Source organism: Ornithinibacillus gellani (genome assembly GCF_003730295.1).
Lineage (GTDB): Bacteria > Bacillota > Bacilli > Bacillales > Amphibacillaceae > Ornithinibacillus_A > Ornithinibacillus_A gellani.
On record NZ_QTSZ01000047.1, the window covers coordinates 245,630 to 263,004 of the forward strand.

Annotated in this window: 17 protein-coding genes; 12 read left to right on the top strand and 5 right to left on the bottom strand. The window is 40.2% G+C overall.

Features of this window, described 5'->3' with window-relative positions; genetic code table 11:
• Positions 1-106 precede the first annotated feature (106 nt).
• From DX933_RS14730 to DX933_RS14745, 4 genes are read left to right on the top strand one after another with little or no spacing between them, the layout of a single operon-like run.
• Positions 107-1,432, top strand: coding sequence for a 6-phospho-beta-glucosidase (locus DX933_RS14730; protein ID WP_123317222.1), 1,326 nt, complete (start codon positions 107-109; stop codon positions 1,430-1,432).
• A complete protein-coding gene (locus tag DX933_RS14735; protein ID WP_190279539.1) occupies positions 1,425-2,729 on the top strand; it encodes a PTS sugar transporter subunit IIC in 1,305 nt (434 codons plus the stop codon). The genes DX933_RS14730 and DX933_RS14735 overlap by 8 nt, the downstream gene beginning before the upstream one ends.
• A gap of 43 nt (positions 2,730-2,772) precedes the next feature.
• Positions 2,773-3,108, top strand: a complete 336-nt coding sequence (locus DX933_RS14740; protein WP_123317188.1) for a PTS lactose/cellobiose transporter subunit IIA — start codon at positions 2,773-2,775, stop codon at positions 3,106-3,108.
• A 1-nt stretch (position 3,109) separates the two neighbouring features.
• On the top strand, positions 3,110-3,412 hold the full coding sequence (locus DX933_RS14745; protein ID WP_123317189.1) for a PTS sugar transporter subunit IIB: 303 nt from the start codon (positions 3,110-3,112) through the stop codon (positions 3,410-3,412).
• A 126-nt stretch (positions 3,413-3,538) separates the two neighbouring features.
• Here DX933_RS14745 and DX933_RS14750 read toward each other — a convergent pair whose 3' ends face one another.
• Positions 3,539-3,943 carry a hypothetical protein gene (locus DX933_RS14750; RefSeq protein ID WP_123317190.1) on the bottom strand — a complete coding sequence of 135 codons (405 nt, stop codon included), beginning with the start codon at positions 3,941-3,943 and terminating at the stop codon, positions 3,539-3,541.
• 387 nt (positions 3,944-4,330) lie between these two features.
• Between DX933_RS14750 and DX933_RS14755 the strand changes: the two genes are divergently transcribed.
• From DX933_RS14755 to srtB, 8 genes are all read left to right on the top strand, one after another.
• Positions 4,331-5,449, top strand: coding sequence for a glycosyltransferase family 4 protein (locus DX933_RS14755; protein ID WP_123317191.1), 1,119 nt, complete (start codon positions 4,331-4,333; stop codon positions 5,447-5,449).
• A gap of 520 nt (positions 5,450-5,969) precedes the next feature.
• A complete protein-coding gene (locus DX933_RS14760) occupies positions 5,970-6,698 on the top strand; it encodes an NEAT domain-containing protein (RefSeq protein ID WP_123317192.1) in 729 nt (242 codons plus the stop codon).
• A 21-nt stretch (positions 6,699-6,719) separates the two neighbouring features.
• Positions 6,720-7,343, top strand: a complete 624-nt coding sequence (locus tag DX933_RS14765) for an NEAT domain-containing protein (protein WP_123317193.1) — start codon at positions 6,720-6,722, stop codon at positions 7,341-7,343.
• 25 nt (positions 7,344-7,368) lie between these two features.
• Positions 7,369-9,462: an NEAT domain-containing protein gene (locus DX933_RS14770; protein ID WP_123317194.1), complete on the top strand. Its 2,094-nt coding sequence runs from the start codon at positions 7,369-7,371 to the stop codon at positions 9,460-9,462.
• Between the two features lie 128 nt (positions 9,463-9,590).
• Positions 9,591-10,493, top strand: coding sequence for a heme ABC transporter substrate-binding protein IsdE (isdE, locus tag DX933_RS14775; protein WP_123317195.1), 903 nt, complete (start codon positions 9,591-9,593; stop codon positions 10,491-10,493).
• A gap of 32 nt (positions 10,494-10,525) precedes the next feature.
• Positions 10,526-11,497, top strand: coding sequence for a FecCD family ABC transporter permease (locus DX933_RS14780; protein WP_123317196.1), 972 nt, complete (start codon positions 10,526-10,528; stop codon positions 11,495-11,497).
• A complete protein-coding gene (locus tag DX933_RS14785; protein WP_123317224.1) occupies positions 11,487-12,257 on the top strand; it encodes an ABC transporter ATP-binding protein in 771 nt (256 codons plus the stop codon). The genes DX933_RS14780 and DX933_RS14785 overlap by 11 nt, the downstream gene beginning before the upstream one ends.
• A 20-nt stretch (positions 12,258-12,277) precedes the next feature.
• Positions 12,278-13,051, top strand: a complete 774-nt coding sequence (srtB, locus tag DX933_RS14790; protein ID WP_123317197.1) for a class B sortase — start codon at positions 12,278-12,280, stop codon at positions 13,049-13,051.
• Between the two features lie 673 nt (positions 13,052-13,724).
• On the opposite strand, the gene DX933_RS14795 is transcribed toward srtB, so the two are convergent.
• From DX933_RS14795 to tagD (DX933_RS14810), 4 genes are all read right to left on the bottom strand, one after another.
• Positions 13,725-14,876 (bottom strand): CDP-glycerol glycerophosphotransferase family protein, encoded by a 1,152-nt coding sequence (locus DX933_RS14795; RefSeq protein WP_123317198.1) that lies wholly within the window; start codon positions 14,874-14,876, stop codon positions 13,725-13,727.
• A 2-nt stretch (positions 14,877-14,878) separates the two neighbouring features.
• A complete protein-coding gene (gene tagD / locus DX933_RS14800; RefSeq protein ID WP_123317199.1) occupies positions 14,879-15,271 on the bottom strand; it encodes a glycerol-3-phosphate cytidylyltransferase in 393 nt (130 codons plus the stop codon).
• Between the two features lie 92 nt (positions 15,272-15,363).
• The gene (locus DX933_RS14805) at positions 15,364-16,422 is read right to left on the bottom strand and encodes a CDP-glycerol glycerophosphotransferase family protein (RefSeq protein ID WP_223805990.1); all 1,059 of its coding nucleotides are present in this window, start codon (positions 16,420-16,422) and stop codon (positions 15,364-15,366) included.
• Positions 16,423-16,543: 121 nt separating this feature from the next.
• Entirely contained in the window at positions 16,544-16,942 is a 399-nt protein-coding gene (tagD, locus tag DX933_RS14810; protein WP_123317201.1) for a glycerol-3-phosphate cytidylyltransferase, read from the bottom strand.
• Positions 16,943-17,375 lie beyond the last annotated feature (433 nt).

Consider the following 17,375-nt stretch of genomic DNA (forward strand, 5'->3'; position numbering starts at 1 on the left):
TATGGACAATGTTTTATTTGTATGATACATTTGTGATAGTAAAGCAATGACTATTATTTTTTGTAATGAAAATAAAGCGTTTTCAAATCATCAAAGGAGTGTACCTATTATGGCAAAACTAGTTATTATCGGTGGCGGGTCTAGCTATACACCGGAAATTATTGAAGGAATTATCCGTCGACACGATCGCTTTCCTGTGAAAGAGATTGTGTTAGTAGATATTGAGGCTGGTAAGGAAAAACTGGAGATCATCGGAAATCTTGCATTGCGTATGATTGAAAAAGCAAACAAACCTATTCAGCTTTCTTGGACATTAGATCGGGAAGCCGCGTTACAAGGAGCGGATTTTGTTTCTACCCAAATTCGAGTAGGCGGATTGGAAGCGCGTTCGAAAGATGAAAGAATTCCATTAAGTCATGGATTTATTGGTCAAGAAACAAATGGTGCAGGTGGAATTTTTAAAGCGTTTCGAACCATTCCAGTGTTAATGGAGATGGCGAATGATGTTCACCGCATTTGTCCAGATGCATGGATGATCAACTTTACGAATCCAGCAGGAATAGTTACAGAGGCATTGTTGCAGCATTCGAATCATAAAAAAGTAATTGGTGTCTGCAATATACCTTATAATATGCGTCATTCTACTGCAGAAATTTTAAATGCGGAGCCAGATGACATTAGTATTGAATTTGTTGGAATGAACCATTTTGTATTTGGTCAAAAGGTATACGTAAAAGGAATCGACAGAACGGAAGAAGTGCTGGAAAAATTAGTTGCAGAAAACTTGGATTACTCTCCAGCAAATATTGTTAATCTTGGTTGGTCTAAAACATTTATTGAATCCATTGGCTTGCTGCCGAATCCATATCATCAGTACTATTTTCAAACGCGTGATGTGCTTGAAAAGGACATCAAAGCTTATGAGGAACATGGTACACGTGCAGAAATTGTACAAAAGCTGGAGGAATCTCTGTTTGAAATATATAAAAATCCAGACCTGCGTGACAAGCCAAAGGAATTAGAAGAACGAGGTGGTGCGTTTTATAGTGATGTTGCTTGTAGCTTGATGGATTCTATTTATAATAACCGAGGGGATGTCCAAACCGTAAATACACAGAATAACGGTACCATCCCAGATTTGCCAAATGATGCAGTAATCGAAGCAAATTGTGTCATTACCGCACATGGCCCTGAACCAATTGTAATTGGTGAATTACCGGCAACTGTTAAAGGTTCCATTTTACAAATGAAGGCCTTCGAAGAGCTTGTCATTAAGGCAAGCATATCCGGAAATGATCAGGATGCTTATGCAGCATTTGTTATGAACCCATTGATTGCAGACGAGAAACGAAGCAAGGTCTTACTTGATGAACTACTGGAAGCACATAAAGAATATTTACCACAATTTAAGGGGGAAGGTAACAATGAATAGTAAGTTCATGCAAAGGTTTATTGAAATTGCTGGTAGAATTGGTGCTCAGCGCCATCTAGTAGCAATTCGTGACGGCTTTGTTGCCATTATGCCATTAATTATTGCGGGGTCTATTGCAGTATTAATCAATAACTTCCCGCCATTTGGCAAGAAATTCGACTTTGTTGGCTGGATGAATGGTATTTTTGGAGATGGAAATTGGCAGCTTGTTGGAGGAACCGTCTGGAATGGTACATTCGCTGTTCTCGGGCTACTCGTTGCATTCTCCATTGCATATAACTTGGCGAAGTCGTATGAAGTAGATGGCTTATCAGCAGGTTTGATCTCCATCGCCTCATATATCATGCTTGTTCCGGTGACAGAGGATTGGGGATTAAACTTCGCATGGCTTGGATCACAAGGTTTATTTGTTGGAATTATCGTATCTATTATTACAACTGAACTGTTCCGATTATTAATGAGTAAAGATAAATTAGTTATTAAAATGCCAGAGCTTGTTCCAGAGGGCGTGTCTAAGTCCTTTGCTGCATTATTCCCTGCGATGATTATTTTGGCACTTGTTGGTTTATTCCAGGCATTAATGACAGCATTAGCTGGTGTTAACGTATTTGAAGTTATCTTTGATGTGATTCAAAAACCTCTGCAAGGAATTGGAGACTCTCTACCAGCAGCAATGGTCGTTGCATTCTTGAATCACTTACTATGGTTCTTTGGATTACATGGTACAAACATCCTTGGTGGGGTAATCGAGCCGATTTACTTACCACTCCTAGAGCAGAACGTTGATTTATGGGCAGGCGGCATGTCCGCATTTGATGTACCATATATTGTAACGAAACCTTTCTTTGATACTTTTGTATATATGGGTGGTTCCGGAACAACATTAGCCCTACTAATTGCCATCTTTATCGTTGTTCGTAACGAAAGAAAGCATCCATACCGTGAAGTAGCGAAATTAGCAGCACCTGCAGGATTGTTCAACATCAATGAGCCAGTTATTTTGGGTTTACCAATCGTATTAAATCCAGTATTCTTGATTCCATTTATTTTTGGACCAGTCATACTAACGGTTATATCTTATGTAGCCCTGTCAACAGGACTTGTACCAAGAACGGTGGCCATGCTACCTTGGACTACTCCACCGATTTTCAGTGGTTATTTAGTAACAGGCGGAAGCTGGCGTGGAGTGGCACTGCAAGTTGTTAACTTAACCATTAGTGTACTGATGTATATTCCGTTTATCATGGCAGGCGTTCGAGCTTGGAATCAACAAATGAAGGAAGATAAAGCGAGCTAATCGATTTAGACCAGATTGTTTAATGAGGGGAAGGGGATCAACGATGACGAATACAACAGAAGAAATGCAAATGCTATCCTTTCAAATTATTCTTCATGCGGGGAATGCGCGCTCTGCAGCGATGGAAGCGATTGCCTTTGCGAAGGAATACAATTTTACTGCAGCGCGTGATAAGATAGAGGAAGCAGATAAAGAATTTACAGAAGCACATCATCAGCAAACGCAGCTGCTCCAAGCAGAAGCGAGCGGTGAGAAGCATGATATAACCGTTATACTTGTACATGCACAGGATCATTTGATGACATCCATGGCGGTGAAAGATTTAGCCAATGAGATGATTGACATGTACGAAAAAATACAGCAATTGGAGGGGAAATAAGATGAAGATTATTCTAGTATGTTCTGCAGGGATGTCTACATCCATGCTTGTCAATAAAATGAGAAAATCAGCAGAAGAGCGCGGCCTGGAAGCATCTATTGATGCGGTGGCAGAATCACAATTAAAAAATAATCTAGAAGGTACGGATGTTGTTTTAATTGGCCCACAAGTTCGCTTTCTAGAGAAAAAAATCAGAGCACTCGTGGAGCCAAAAGGGATCCAAACAGATATCATCGATCAAATTGCCTACGGTATGATGAAAGGCGACGTCGTTCTGGATCAAGCAATCGCGTTGAAAAAATAACGAACCCAAATCAAACGATACAAGGTCTTTACCAAGGCAACCCGTATTTTGGTAGACCATGACGAAGGCACCACCAAAATTCCCAAAACGGAATTTGGTGGTGCCTTTTTGAATGGCTTCCACGTTCTATGGCATCATTAAAAATAAAGAAATAATGGCGATAAACGGGATAGAAGTGGATAACATAAGGGCAACCATAGAAAAGGTATGAATGGCTTCTTTAGCATCTTTTGGTACACCAATGGAACGCTGCAGAAAAATAAAAAATACTGCATATCCAATCAGTAATAAAACGATGATGCCAGGTAAGAATAATTCCTCCAATGTTTCGGCCTGCGCCATATTGGCATAGCCCAGCACGACAAGAATTATAGGTAACGCTTCTGCTAAACCAACCCAGATAAAGAACTTGTTTTGAATTTCACCAATTTTTTTGGGATTATCTTTGATTTTTTCGATACTAATTTTATAAATAAATGAAATAGGCAGTACAGCTAGAGCTGCCGCTGCAACAAATAAATATGCCGGCAATTCATTTCCCCCCCCCTTTTAATATGTTGAATTGCATGTTATTTTATCACAGATTAACTGGCTGTAAAATCTCCACCTCAAGCGTTTTTGTTGAAAACAAGAATGGTAAGCGGGGATCAACAGCCAGTAAAGGCCTGATTGGTTCAACTAACAATCAGTGGGGAAAGTGCGAAAACCCCCACTGATTGAAGTTTCACTTTACCACACCCCCTTATCCCTTGAAAGAGTGTAGTAGAATTGCTTATCCCGTTTCAAGTCTACATCATTCTACCAAATTTGCACGAATCCCCTTTGATTCGTTATAATTAGACGAACGAATTATATTGGAAGAAGCCTTTTACATACGTAGGTCATCATCATCTTATTATTGTTCAACAGGAGAAGCTAATGTTTAATTATATGGATTTAATTATTGCTGGTTGTATTGCACTTGTTTCATCTTTTATATTAACCTTTCCAGTAAAAAAACTCGCCATCAAAATTGGTGCAGTTGATTTTCCTAACTATCGAAAAATACATACGAAGGTAACACCCCGGATAGGTGGAGTTAGTATCTTCTTGGGTGCTTTGCTTGGCGGCCTATACTTACATCCGCATCACGAACATTTACCGGAAATTGTGCTCGGTGCATTTGTCATAATTATTACTGGTATCCTTGATGATCGTTTCGATATTCGGCCGATAGTGAAATTAACTGGACAATTAATTGCCGCTTCTTTTCTTATTTCAGATGGACTCATTATCGAACGGATTACATTACCCTTTATAGGTATGATTGATTTAGGCTTTGCCAGCGTATTAATTACGGTTCTTTGGGTTGTAGGAATTACCAATGCCATTAATCTGATTGATGGTTTGGATGGGCTGGCAACTGGTGTTTCGACCATCGCCTTATCGAGCATGCTTGTGATGGCTATTATCGATTCACAAGTATTTGCAGCCATGCTTTGTGTCGTCATCATTGGCGCGAACTTAGGATTTTTATATCATAATTTTTATCCAGCAAAAATTTACATGGGTGATACGGGTTCTAACTTTCTGGGCTATATGATTGCTGTCGTATCCATTGTAGGCCTGTTTAAAAATGTAGCCTTATTTAGTTTTATTATCCCGGTCATCGTGCTTGCGGTGCCTATTTTTGATACGCTATTTGCGATTGTTCGACGGATTTTAAATAAGGAAAGCATTATGAAACCAGATAGCAAGCATATTCATTATCAATTATTATCATTCGGCTATAGTCACCGGAAAACGGTCCTGATTATCTATATTTTCAGTGCCTTATTCGGTTTAATGGCTATCTTATTTTCGGAGGCAAGTTTATCACTGTCACTTATTATTACGATTATTGTGTTGTTTTTGATTCATTTATTTGCAGAAATGGCTGGATTGGTACTGGGTGGCAAGCGGCCTGTCATTCATTTCATAGGCCGTGGCATGAAACGTAAAAAATCCACTCAGTCCAAGAAGCGTTCCTCAGATGAATCGGAAACAGATGGAAGCTGAGTATAACGCGATTCAAGTATTTAGCTATCTTGATATTTCGTGAACAGATGAGCATGGCTATGATTAAAGCGAAAAAAGTATCCAAAATGGAATGGAATCAGCAGAGCAGGCATGCAATGAGCTTTATCAATTAGCTGTTTTACAACATGACAAAAGATCCGTCTTAGGGTCTTTTTTGTTTGCGGAAAACGGCATGCAATCAAGTGTTTAAGGGGTAATAAACCAAATGAAACCTAATTAATAATGATTATAAAGACGGATCAATTAAAAATAATTCTAATTAGTAAATAGTATGTTGAAAATAGTTCACAAATTAGTCATAATGACAGCACTTTATGGCATTCCAATCATATATAGTGGAAGTACAGTGTTAAATAGGCTTCCATTGAGAATGACCTATTGATAATGATTATCACTCAATTGGAGGTGCTGTACCGGCGCGGTTACAAACGTCTATCAAGATAAAAATGGCTTTCGAAGCATGTGAACATGTTTCGAACGTAAATAGTGAGGGATTCTGTTGAAGAAGAAAATCGGTATGAGTCATATGGCACTTTTGTTTATTTTATGTTTTTTTGCCGTTCTTTTTCCAGCGACTAAAGGACATGCAGAAATGGCAGATGGAACCTATGAGGTAGATTATCAAATTTTACATGCAGATAGTGATTCTGTTTCCATCTCCAATGACTATTTTGAAAAACCAGCTACGTTGTTGATAAAAGATGGAGAAACATACATACAATTTACCCTTAACAACAGTCAATGGGTGAAAGAGCTGCAAACGCCATCTGATACGGACTTCAAGAACGTAGAAGTATTAAGTGAAGATGAAGAGAATAGCACCCGGCTCGTTCAATTTAAGGCAGAAAGTGATATAGCGGAGCCAATTACGCTAAAAATGCATATCCTTGTGGAATCGATGGATCCAGTATATGATCATCGTCACACCGCACGGATGGATCTTGATTTGGAAAGTAGCAAGCTAATATCTGAGGAAGTAGATATTCAAACGGCCACAGATGAACAAGCTGACGAGCAATCCGCTTCTGAGGAAGAAGCTGCAACTGCTCGGACAGATAATACAGAAGAAACGGCTGATCAGGCAGCAACAAGTGATCAAGCAGCTGAACAGAAAGATACGACTGAACAGGAAAAAGGGACTTCTTGGCTGATTCCTGCGGGGATTGCCTTAGTTGCAATCATTGTCTTGTTATTCATTTGGCGGAAAGTAGCCAACAAAAATAAATAATCAAAGCGAGGGATTCAAGTTATGAGAAAGATTTCTGCTTTCATCATACCGTTTTTATTGGTTGCGCTTGCTATCATACCGGTTGGATCATTGGACAAGGTTGAAGCAGCAACAAAGTATCAGGACGGAGAATATAATGTGCCATTTACGGTACTTAAAGAAAATGGCAGTGAAAAGTCAATGACAAATGACTTTATGGTTTCACCAGCGAAGTTTATCGTAAAAAACGGTCAAGGACTTATTCAAGTTACTTTAACGAATAGTAACTACTGGAAAGGCTTCCAAGTGAATTCTGGAGCGGTTACGGTGTTAAGTGAATCGAATAATACAAGGAAGGTTCAATTTCCGGTACAGGATTTAAGCCAAACACTTGGCGGGAGCGTTCATGTTGTTGTACCAGAAATGAATTATGACAATAATTACAAGGTTATATTTAAGTTCGATGCTTCCAATGTTCCTTTAAAAAGTAATGAAGCAGCAGCTACTGCACCAGAAAACCAGTCAACATCTGGAGAAAGTGCAGCAGGTGATAACGTGAAGCAAGAGGCCAACCCGCCGACAGGAGATCATACCCCCATTTTACTATTTGCAGCGATGTTAATCGGGTCTGGATTAATTATTTTTCGTAAAAAAGCCTTTAAATAATTAGATAAGAGAAGAGGAGAAATACATGAAAAAGCTATTATCCGTTGTTTCTATTTTCCTGCTCATGCTATCTACTATCGCACCGTCGATAACATTTGCAGCTGCAGATAGCAAGCCTGTTTATAAGGATGGCACGTATGATATTCCTGTTAGCGTGCTACATGGAGAAAAAGATGAACCATCCATGATGGAAGGTTCTGTTTCCGGCGCTAAAGTCATCATAAAAGAAGATGTATATACCATCCATCTCGGACTGACAAATGCTACTATGATTAAATCTTTAAAGGTTGAACAGAATGGCAAGATGGTGGAGGCCGACGTTATTGAAGATACGGGGAAAGATCGGACTGTTTCCTTTGAAATGAGCGACTTAGCTGCCATCATAAGCGGACAGGTCCATGTTTCTGTTCCTGGTGTGTATGAAACGACACATGATGTTCGCTTTCAGTTTGATGCTTCAGAATTACCAGTTGTTGAGACACCTGCTGAGCCTGAACCAGAACCAGAGGAACCAGAAAATCCTGGTGTGGAAGAACCGGAAGAACCAACATTAGAAATTCCGGCTGGCGAACCAGAACATATTTACGCAGATGGTACGTATGAACTGCCAATGGATATTTGGAAAGATAGCGAAGACGTTGATTCTTCTATGAAAAATTTTGTTGGAAACCCAGCTTCGTTAACCATGAAAGATGGTAAAGCAACAGTACAGCTCACACTTTCAAGTAGTAGTTTGATTACATCTTTCCAAATTATGAAAAGTGATGGAAAGTTTTATGAAACAGAAGTAGTAAAAGAAGATAAGGAAGCTAATACAAGAGTCGTTTCTTTTGAAGTGAAAAACCTGGATGGTATCGTACCAGGAAAAGTAGCAGTATTGTCTGGTCCGTTGGGTTTAAAAGAACATATCGTACGTTTCCAATTTAATACCGAGCAGCTTCCGCTGGCAGAAGAACCGGAAGCACCTGAAAAACCAGAACAGCCGGACGGAGAACTGGCAGATGGCAATTACACGATTGCATTTGAAGCATTGCATGCAAGTGAAGATAAGCCATCAGCTGCTGGCGACTATATGAAGAGCCCGGCAAAGCTGGCAGTCAATGCAGGTGCTAAAAAAGTTTTCGTAACATTAACAGACAATAAAAGCATTCAATCATTCGAAGTGAAACAGGGAGATGCCTACCAATCTGCTGAAGTAATAAAAGTAGATAAAAAGGCTAACACAAGAGTAGTTGCGTTCCCAGTATCCGATTTAGGTAAAACACTTTCAACGAAAATGAAAATACATGTAGAAGAAATGAATTACACGGGTGAATATGAGGTACGCGTTGTATTTGATCAGGACAGCATTCAAGAGACTGATGAAGACATAGATGTTGAGGAAGAACCGGAAGAAAAGCCTGAACCGGAAAAACCAACGAACCCAGGTACAGAGCCAGAGAATCCAAAAGAGGATGAAGGCAATATCGACGAAGGTAAAGCCTGCAAAGATATCGATCCGAAAAACTTGGAAGATGGCACCTATTTCTTGGAATATGTTGTTTTAAAAGATAAAACAGAGGAGTCATCACTGATGAATCAGTACGTTGTCTCCCCTGGTAAACTAACGGTTAAAGATGGCAAGCAACACCTGGCTATCACGATGAAAAGTAGTTCAACAATTACAGATTTCAAAGTAGAGCAGCAAGGTAAGCTGGTTGAACCAAAAATGGTAGAACATAACAAAAAGGCAGATACACGTGTCGTTGAATTTGAGGTAGAGGATTTATATCAAAAATTAAACGGTGCAGTAACGATTGATGTAAAAATGTCTGGTTTTGATTACCATGGATCCTATGATGTTCAATTTAAGTTTAATCCAGAAACAATCACTTGCTTGGATGATGGCAAACAGACCCCTAAGGACCCTGTCACACCACCAGCAGGCGATGACAATAGCGGACCAAACTTTGATCGTAATGATGATGTCAATAACAATAGTGGTAATGACAATCAAGTGAAACCAACTGGAACAAACCCAAAAACGGGAGATACAACCAATCTATTGCTTTATACATTATTATTGATTGGCTCACTCATTCCTTTAACGATTCAATTACGTAAACGTAAATTTAATTAATGAAATTGGAGTCTTGCTGGTAGTAAAACAGCAGGACTCCCTATGCTTTTTTTGGTAGTAGATACGTATGATAAACACTTGGTGGAAGCCAGGTTTTCTAAAATGACAAGTGAAAAGGAGCATACGACATGGCTAAACAACGATGTCTCCTCATATTCGTATTGTTTATCCTGCTGTTGGCAGGCTGTTCCACTGGTGGTCAAACGAATGCGAAAGAAGCAGCGGCTGACAACAATGATCCAGAGGACAATCGTATTATCAGTACAACTGTTGCGGTAACAGAAATCATGGATGCATTGGAATTAGATTTAATTGGAGTTCCAACGAGTTATAAGGAACTGCCTGAACGCTATGATGGGCTTCCGGAGGTTGGTAATCCAATGGGGCCAGATATGGAATTACTATTATCCTTGCAGCCGAAGAAGGTTATTTCTGTTACCACACTAAAAAGTGACTTAGACTCTATTTTCACAAATGCTGGCGTGGATGCAACTTATATGAATCTGGAAAGCATGGATGATATGTTAGCTGGCATTGAAGCACTTGGAAAAGAGTTTGACCGTGAAGAACAAGCGACAAAGATTGTCGGTGACTTTGAAGCAAAGGTAGCAGCAATGAAAGAAAAAACTGCTGGAAAAGAAAGCCCAAGTGTCTTAATTTTAATGGGGGTGCCAGGCAGTTATTTGGTCGCAACAGATCAATCGTATTTAGGTGATTTAGTAAGTAAAGCAGGCGGTAATAATGTGTTTTCCGGAGAAAAAGTGGAGTATTTGGCATCCAACACGGAGCATTTGCAACAGACAAACCCAGATATTATTTTAAGAACAGCCCATGGCATGCCAGACGAAGTGGTAAAAATGTTTGACCGGGAATTTAAAGAAAATGATATATGGAAGCATTTTTCAGCAGTAACGAATGATCGTGTATATGATTTAAAAGAACCACTTTTCGGTACAACTGGTAACCTGAGAGTTGGGGAAGCACTGGATGTCTTATATGATATCTTTTATAACGAGGCAGATGCAAACTAACGTATGGTATCCATGAAAAAGGATGTTTGGTGATGAATAAAAAAGGTTTAAGCTTCCTTGTCGTAAGTTTGTTGCTATTAGCAGCAATCATATTTTCCGCCTTAACGGGGAGTATTCGTGTATCGCTTGTAGAACTCGTACAAGGCCTATTTTCTGGTCAAAATGGAGATGTACAGGTGATTAAAGATTTACGTCTACCACGGATTATTATTGCTGTTTTTTGTGGGGCTGCCTTATCGGTTTCAGGTGTATTGCTACAAGCAGTCATGCGTAACCCGCTGGCAGAACCAGGGATTATCGGGGTTTCCTCTGGTGCAGGATTTGTATCTCTGTTAATGGTTGGTCTCTTCCCAACGTTATTTTTTTACATGCCATTATTCGCTTTTCTTGGTGGTGCATTGGCCTTTTTCCTCGTTTATACATTTTCTTGGAAGTCTGGACTGGACCCGTTACGGATGATTTTGGTTGGTGTTGCCATCCACGCTGTGTTTACAGGACTTGGGCAAGTCGTTAGCTTTACGGGCAACCCCATGTCCGGAATTACAACGTCTACCTTGGCAATGAAAACATGGGGAGACGTTCAAATTATGGTAATCTATGGAAGCATTGGACTCATTCTTGCATTTATCATGTATCCACTATGCAATTACTTGGCACTGGAGGATAAGACAGCGAAAAGCTTAGGAATCAATATAAATGGAACTCGTCTCATGCTGTCCGCCATTGCGGTAATGCTTGCATCCGTAGCAACAGCAGTAGCTGGTTTATTTGCTTTTGTTGGACTGCTTGTTCCGCATATCGGCAGAATGCTCGTTGGAACAGACCACCGCGCATTGATGCCATTCTCTGCATTACTTGGTGCATTGTTGATATTATTAGCTGATACATTAGGCAGAACTATGATGGCTCCAAATGAAATTCCTGCATCCATTTTGATGGCGTTAATTGGTGGACCATTCCTTATCATCTTACTGAGAAAGAGTGATCGAATTGCTGGAAATTAAGCAGGTAGCATATTCGCATAATCAAAAAATAAATCATGTCGATCAAGTGGATGAGACGATAACGCCAGGAACAATAACAACAATTATTGGTCCAAATGGCTGTGGAAAGTCAACGCTCTTAGGTGTATTATCAAATAGTTATCAACCACAATCTGGTCAAGTTATTTTGGATGGGAAAGATTTAACGACCTATCGCGGTAAACAGCTTGCTCAGAAACTAGGTGTCGTTCATCAGCATAATACGGCACCATCAGATATGACGGTAGAAAGATTGACTGGTTATGGACGTATTCCACATCAATCCTTATTTTCAAAGGACGATGCTGCAGATAAAGAAGCGATACATTGGGCATTGGAAAAAACAAATTTGCTTGATAAAAGACAAGTAACGATTGACGCATTATCCGGTGGGGAGCGGCAGCGCGTGTGGATTGCTATGGCACTTGCACAGCGAACACCATATTTATTTTTAGATGAACCAACTACCTATTTGGATATGTATTATCAATATGAAATATTAGAGCTCGTCAAGCAATTAAATGAAGAAGAACAGCTAACCATCGTGATGGTACTGCATGATTTAAACCAGGCCATTCGGTATAGTGATCATATTATCGCTATGAAATCTGGTAAGGTATTAGCAAAAGGTAATCCAAAAGCAGTCATGAGCGCCGAATTAATCAGGCAAATATATGGAATTGATGTCCTTGTGAAGATAGATGAACAGATGGGCATGTACACAATTCCTATCGGCATTTAGTAATGACTAGAGGTGGGCTTATGGAAAAGAAACAGCAAAAAAGTCGTTTCAAAACAATGTTATCGAGAGCAATAACGATTGTCAGTATTGTCGTATTTGTCTATTCTGCTTATAAATTAGGCAGTGCGGGATTAGAATACCGCCATAATCGGCAGGTGCTAAAGGATGTGCAAGAGATTTACGAGGAACTGGACGTAGCAGAAACGGAAACGGGTACTACAGGGGAGATCCGTCCACAGTTCCTGGAATTGCATACGATTAATCCGGATATCGTCGGCTGGATAACGATTGACGATACGAAAATTAACTATCCCATTTTGCAAGGGGCAGATAATGATTACTATTTAAATCGTAATTATAAAAATGAAAGCTCTGTTGCCGGCAGTATCTTCATGGACTATCGTATAGACTTGGAGAACAATAACCCTAATACAGTTATCTACGGGCATCGAATGAAAGATGATACGATGTTTAATTCTTTAACGAAATACGCTGACAAAGAATTCTTCGATGCACATCAGACTGTTTATTACGACACACTTTATGGAAGCTATGATGCAGAAGTATTCGCTGTTTACTATACCACAACAGATTTCTATTATATCCAAACAGACTTTGCCTCCAAGGATGAATTTGGTACACTACTGGAAAACATTCAAGAAAAATCAATGTACCAAACAGATGTCCAATTGGATGAAGACGATCAAATCATCACGTTATCCACCTGTGATTACACATTGGACCCTGATCGCGGCAGACTTGTTGTCCATGCCAAGCTCGTTGATAAACAATAGCACCCTAGACAGGGCGCTTTTTTTTATTAAAGAAATAGGGAAGACATCGGCATGGGCCGATTTCGGCATTCATTTAAGTTGATTAAACCTCAATCACGTACAGGGTCGCGCCCTGACAGCTAGAACCCGAGCACCGATGGAGTAAACTCGTGCACCAACTACCCAAAGTCGAGCACCAACCACCCCAACTCGAGCACCGACCAGCCAAAGTCGAGCATCAACCAGTCAAAGTCGCGCGCCAACCGCCCAAAGTTGAGCGCCAAACAGGTAAAGTCGCGCGCCAACCATCCAAACTCGTGCGGACCCAGCTAAAGAAAATATGAAATGAGGGAATCGGCTCGCCGATTCCAACTGCATTTTATTTTAAAAGCTCTGTTCATCTGATTGGGCCAGAAAGTTGCATGGTTTTGGGAAGAAGTCGCATGACTTGGCGCCTAACTCGCATACCTTTAGCTTAAACTCGCATGCCAAGGCCAGGAACTCGCATAGGTTTTGCTAAAAGGCGCATACCTTTGATTGGAAGTCGCATGCATCGAGAGGGAAGGAATCGGCTCCAGCCGATTTCAACCTCAATTAATAATCCCAAACCCTGGCCCACCTCCAAAGTCGAACACCAACCACCCCAACTCACGCTTCATTACTAAAGGGGAGCCAATTCCTTCTGCATGATATTTCATTTGTTGTGGTAGATAAGTTGAACGACGCGTTGGCTGGAGTTGCCATCGGAGTATTGGTTCCAGGCTGTGGCGAAGGCTATGCGTTTGGATGGGTCCTCTGTTTGGGATGTAATATGTGTAATCAATTCTGCAGTATGCTTAGAAACGGGACCGGGTACAAGTGCTTCGTATGTTTGCCAGAATCCTCTTTCGTCTTCGTAGCTATTCAGATCATAGGCGAAGAAATACATCGGACGATCCAGCAACGCGTATTCAAATGCGATAGAGGAATAATCGGTAATAAGTAGATCTGCTATGCTCATCAAATGCTGAATGGGATATTGTCCGGATAAGTCCAATACAAAGTCAGGATAAGGATTATGGAAATGATCGGCTACCCTTGGATGCAAATGAAGGATAAGCATATGTGTATGGTGGAGATTATCATACATGAGCTCCAAATCAAGCTGGAGGCTAGATAGGCTCATTTCTTGCTGGTGGAATGTTGGTGCATACAGTATCAATACTTTTTGCTGCAAATGGGGGAGACATTGCATCATCTCGCTCCGAATATTCCGTTGTTCCTCTACATCAAAAAAGAAATCTGTCCGTGGAATACCAGTAGGAAAGATTCGTTCAGGTGGAATGCCAAATCCTTGTTGAAAAATAGCTGCCATGTAATCTGATCCAACGACGACATGGGTAAAGCGACTGTAAACGGTTCGGAATCGTTCTAATGCCCTTGTGGAACGTTTTTGGATGGCGGGGTCTTTCCAACCAAATCGCTTAATGGCACCAACTGCATGCCATAATTGAATACAAGGAACCTGGGATTTTAAGCGGCAGGTGGCAAGTAAAGGTACATAATTATCAATCCATACAGCCCGTGCCGTGGCCAGATGGAAAAGCAGTCGCAGCCACTGAAAGGGTAGCGCAGGTCTTTGGATAATCTTTGCATAGGAATACATATCTGTTGGTAGATCACAAGGCTTCAGCTTGATGATGATTAAGGCATCCTTTGTTTGCTGATGAACTTCGTGCACAACACGAATAACAGGGTCACCAAAACAGGTGAGGAAAATCGTTTTTCTTTGCAAGGGAAGCAAGCGGAATAGCCGAAATATACAGCCGGAAAGAAATAAATAAATGGAAATGAGGAATTCCCGCATCGCTAACGCTCGTGATGGAGATCTCGTTTGATTTTTGTTGTGGAGATACCGACGGTTCGCGGCAAATAGATCACCTGACAAATATCGGACAGATGATCGAATGCCCCTTTCCAATCGTCCCCCATCACAAAGATATCAATGTTATGCTGAAGAATATCATGCCTTTTCTGCTCCCAGTGCTGTTCGACTAGTACTTCGTCTGTATAGCGAATGGCCTCGACAATGGTTCGACGTTCCTCCAAACGATAATAGGCTTGCTTGTTCTTTAAGGCATTAAATTCATCAGAGGATATGCCAACGTATAAATAATCACCGAGTGCTTTTGCACGTCGCAGTAAGTGAACGTGACCAATATGAAGCATATCAAATGTGCCATACGTAATGACTTTCTTCATGATAACCCCTCCAAACATCTACAGCTGTTTCATATAGTATATGGAGTTAAAAACAAAAAAACCGGAAATCAATAATCGATTTCCGGATCTATTCAAACCCTTTGTGCAACTCTTTCTGTTGTTTCCACCTCATAAATGGCTTCAATGAGCCGGTCGCTAGCCTGTCCATCTGCATAACGATTCCACGCTGTCCTAAAATTGGCAAGCGCCTGGTTATCAAAATGCTGTAAATGAATGGCTTGAATTAATTCATTCATAGATGTAACAATTGGTCCGGGTACGAGCACATCATAATCCTCCCAAAAACCACGATTTTCCGCATATTGTTCCAAATCATGGGCAAAATAGATGGTCGGTCGATTCAATAATGCAAATTCAAATGGAATGGAAGAATAATCCGTAATCAATAAATCCGTAATGAGCAATAAATGATTAACGGAATGATAACCGGACACATTGACAACAAATCCCGGATGTTTGTTTTGATAGGTGCCATTAATGGCTGGATGCAACCGCAATAATAGAATATAGGCATCCCCAAATTCACGGTACATTTTATCAATATCCAAGGAAAGCTTTGTATCATGTAATGCACCATCACGAAAGGTTGGCGCATACAGGATAACCTGCTTGTCTTTTATCATTGGCAGTTCCTGACGAAGATAGGATGTAATGGACGCTTTTTCCACTTCATCAAAAAATAAATCCGTACGTGGAACACCGGTATATAACATACGATCTTCCGGCAATCCAAAGCTTTCGGCAAACACAGCAGCCATTTTTTCCGAACCAACCACAATATGGTCGAAGCGATTATAGACCACTTGAAAACGTTGATTGGCCCGGCTCGTTCGCTGACGATTTGTTGGATCAAGTAATCCAAATTGTTTGATGGCACCAGTAGCATGCCAAAGCTGTATACAGCGTACGCCAGGATGAAAAGGAGTCGCTGCTAAAAAGCCATAATAATTATCAATGAAAATCGTCTCCGATGTTGCTAAATGATAAATTGACCGAAACCATTCCAAGATATGGGATCGATCAAAACGCAGTAATGTTCGATTTGATCGATGTTGAAAGTCTATTTTGCACTGTGGTGTTGTGATCAGGACAATTGGATGATCATCTATCTGTCTTTCCAATGCTTTCATTGTAAACAAAACATTTTCCCCAAATGAAGCAACAAAAGTTGTTTTCTTCTTTTGGGGAAATAATTTGCATATATAAAAAATGCATCGAAAAACAAATAGATAGAGCGTTATCGCAATCTCTCTAGCCATTTTGCGTTTTATTTAAATCTTTTTTAATTTTTGTAGTAGATATTCCAACTGTTCTTGGTAGATAAACAACCTCACATTGCTCTTTTAGAAAGTCGAATTTACCTTCCCAGTCATCTCCCATGACAAAAACATCGACTTGATGCTTTTTCACATCCTCGACCTTCTGTTCCCACGTATTTTCGGGAATTACCTCATCTACGTAACGGATTGCTTCTAAAATAGCCTTGCGCTGCTCAAAGCTGTAATATGCTTTCTTTCCCTTACCGGCATTAAATTCATCGGAGGAAATTGCAACAATCAAATAATCGCCTAGTTCCTTTGCACGGCGCAATATATTGATATGGCCAGTGTGAAGCAAATCAAACGTACCATATGTGATAACTTTCTTCATGGTTGAACCTCCATTATAATCTAGCAAACTTTATTTTTATTATTATATCATATTTAGACGCATAGACACAGTGCAAATTCCTTATCTGCAACTCGTCAATGATTCTGTAATCTATCTTTATGATACGTATACAGGCCTTTCAACCTACTAAAATCTATGAATCTCTATCGATTTCCAAATCCTGCTACATCGGTATGTAGATATGTTATAATAGCGGAAAAACAGGGAATGGATGACGTACGCTATGACCACTTTTTTGGAGACGGACGTCGGTAATCTTCCGACGTTCGGTGAAATTCCTGCAAGCGGGAGTTTGACACCTAACTAATAATAAATTGCCCTTAGAGCCAGTGATGGCTTTATTTTTTTGTCAAATTTTAAAATAAAATATTGAGTACTATTTAGTACTATGTTATTATAGAAGTATCTTACA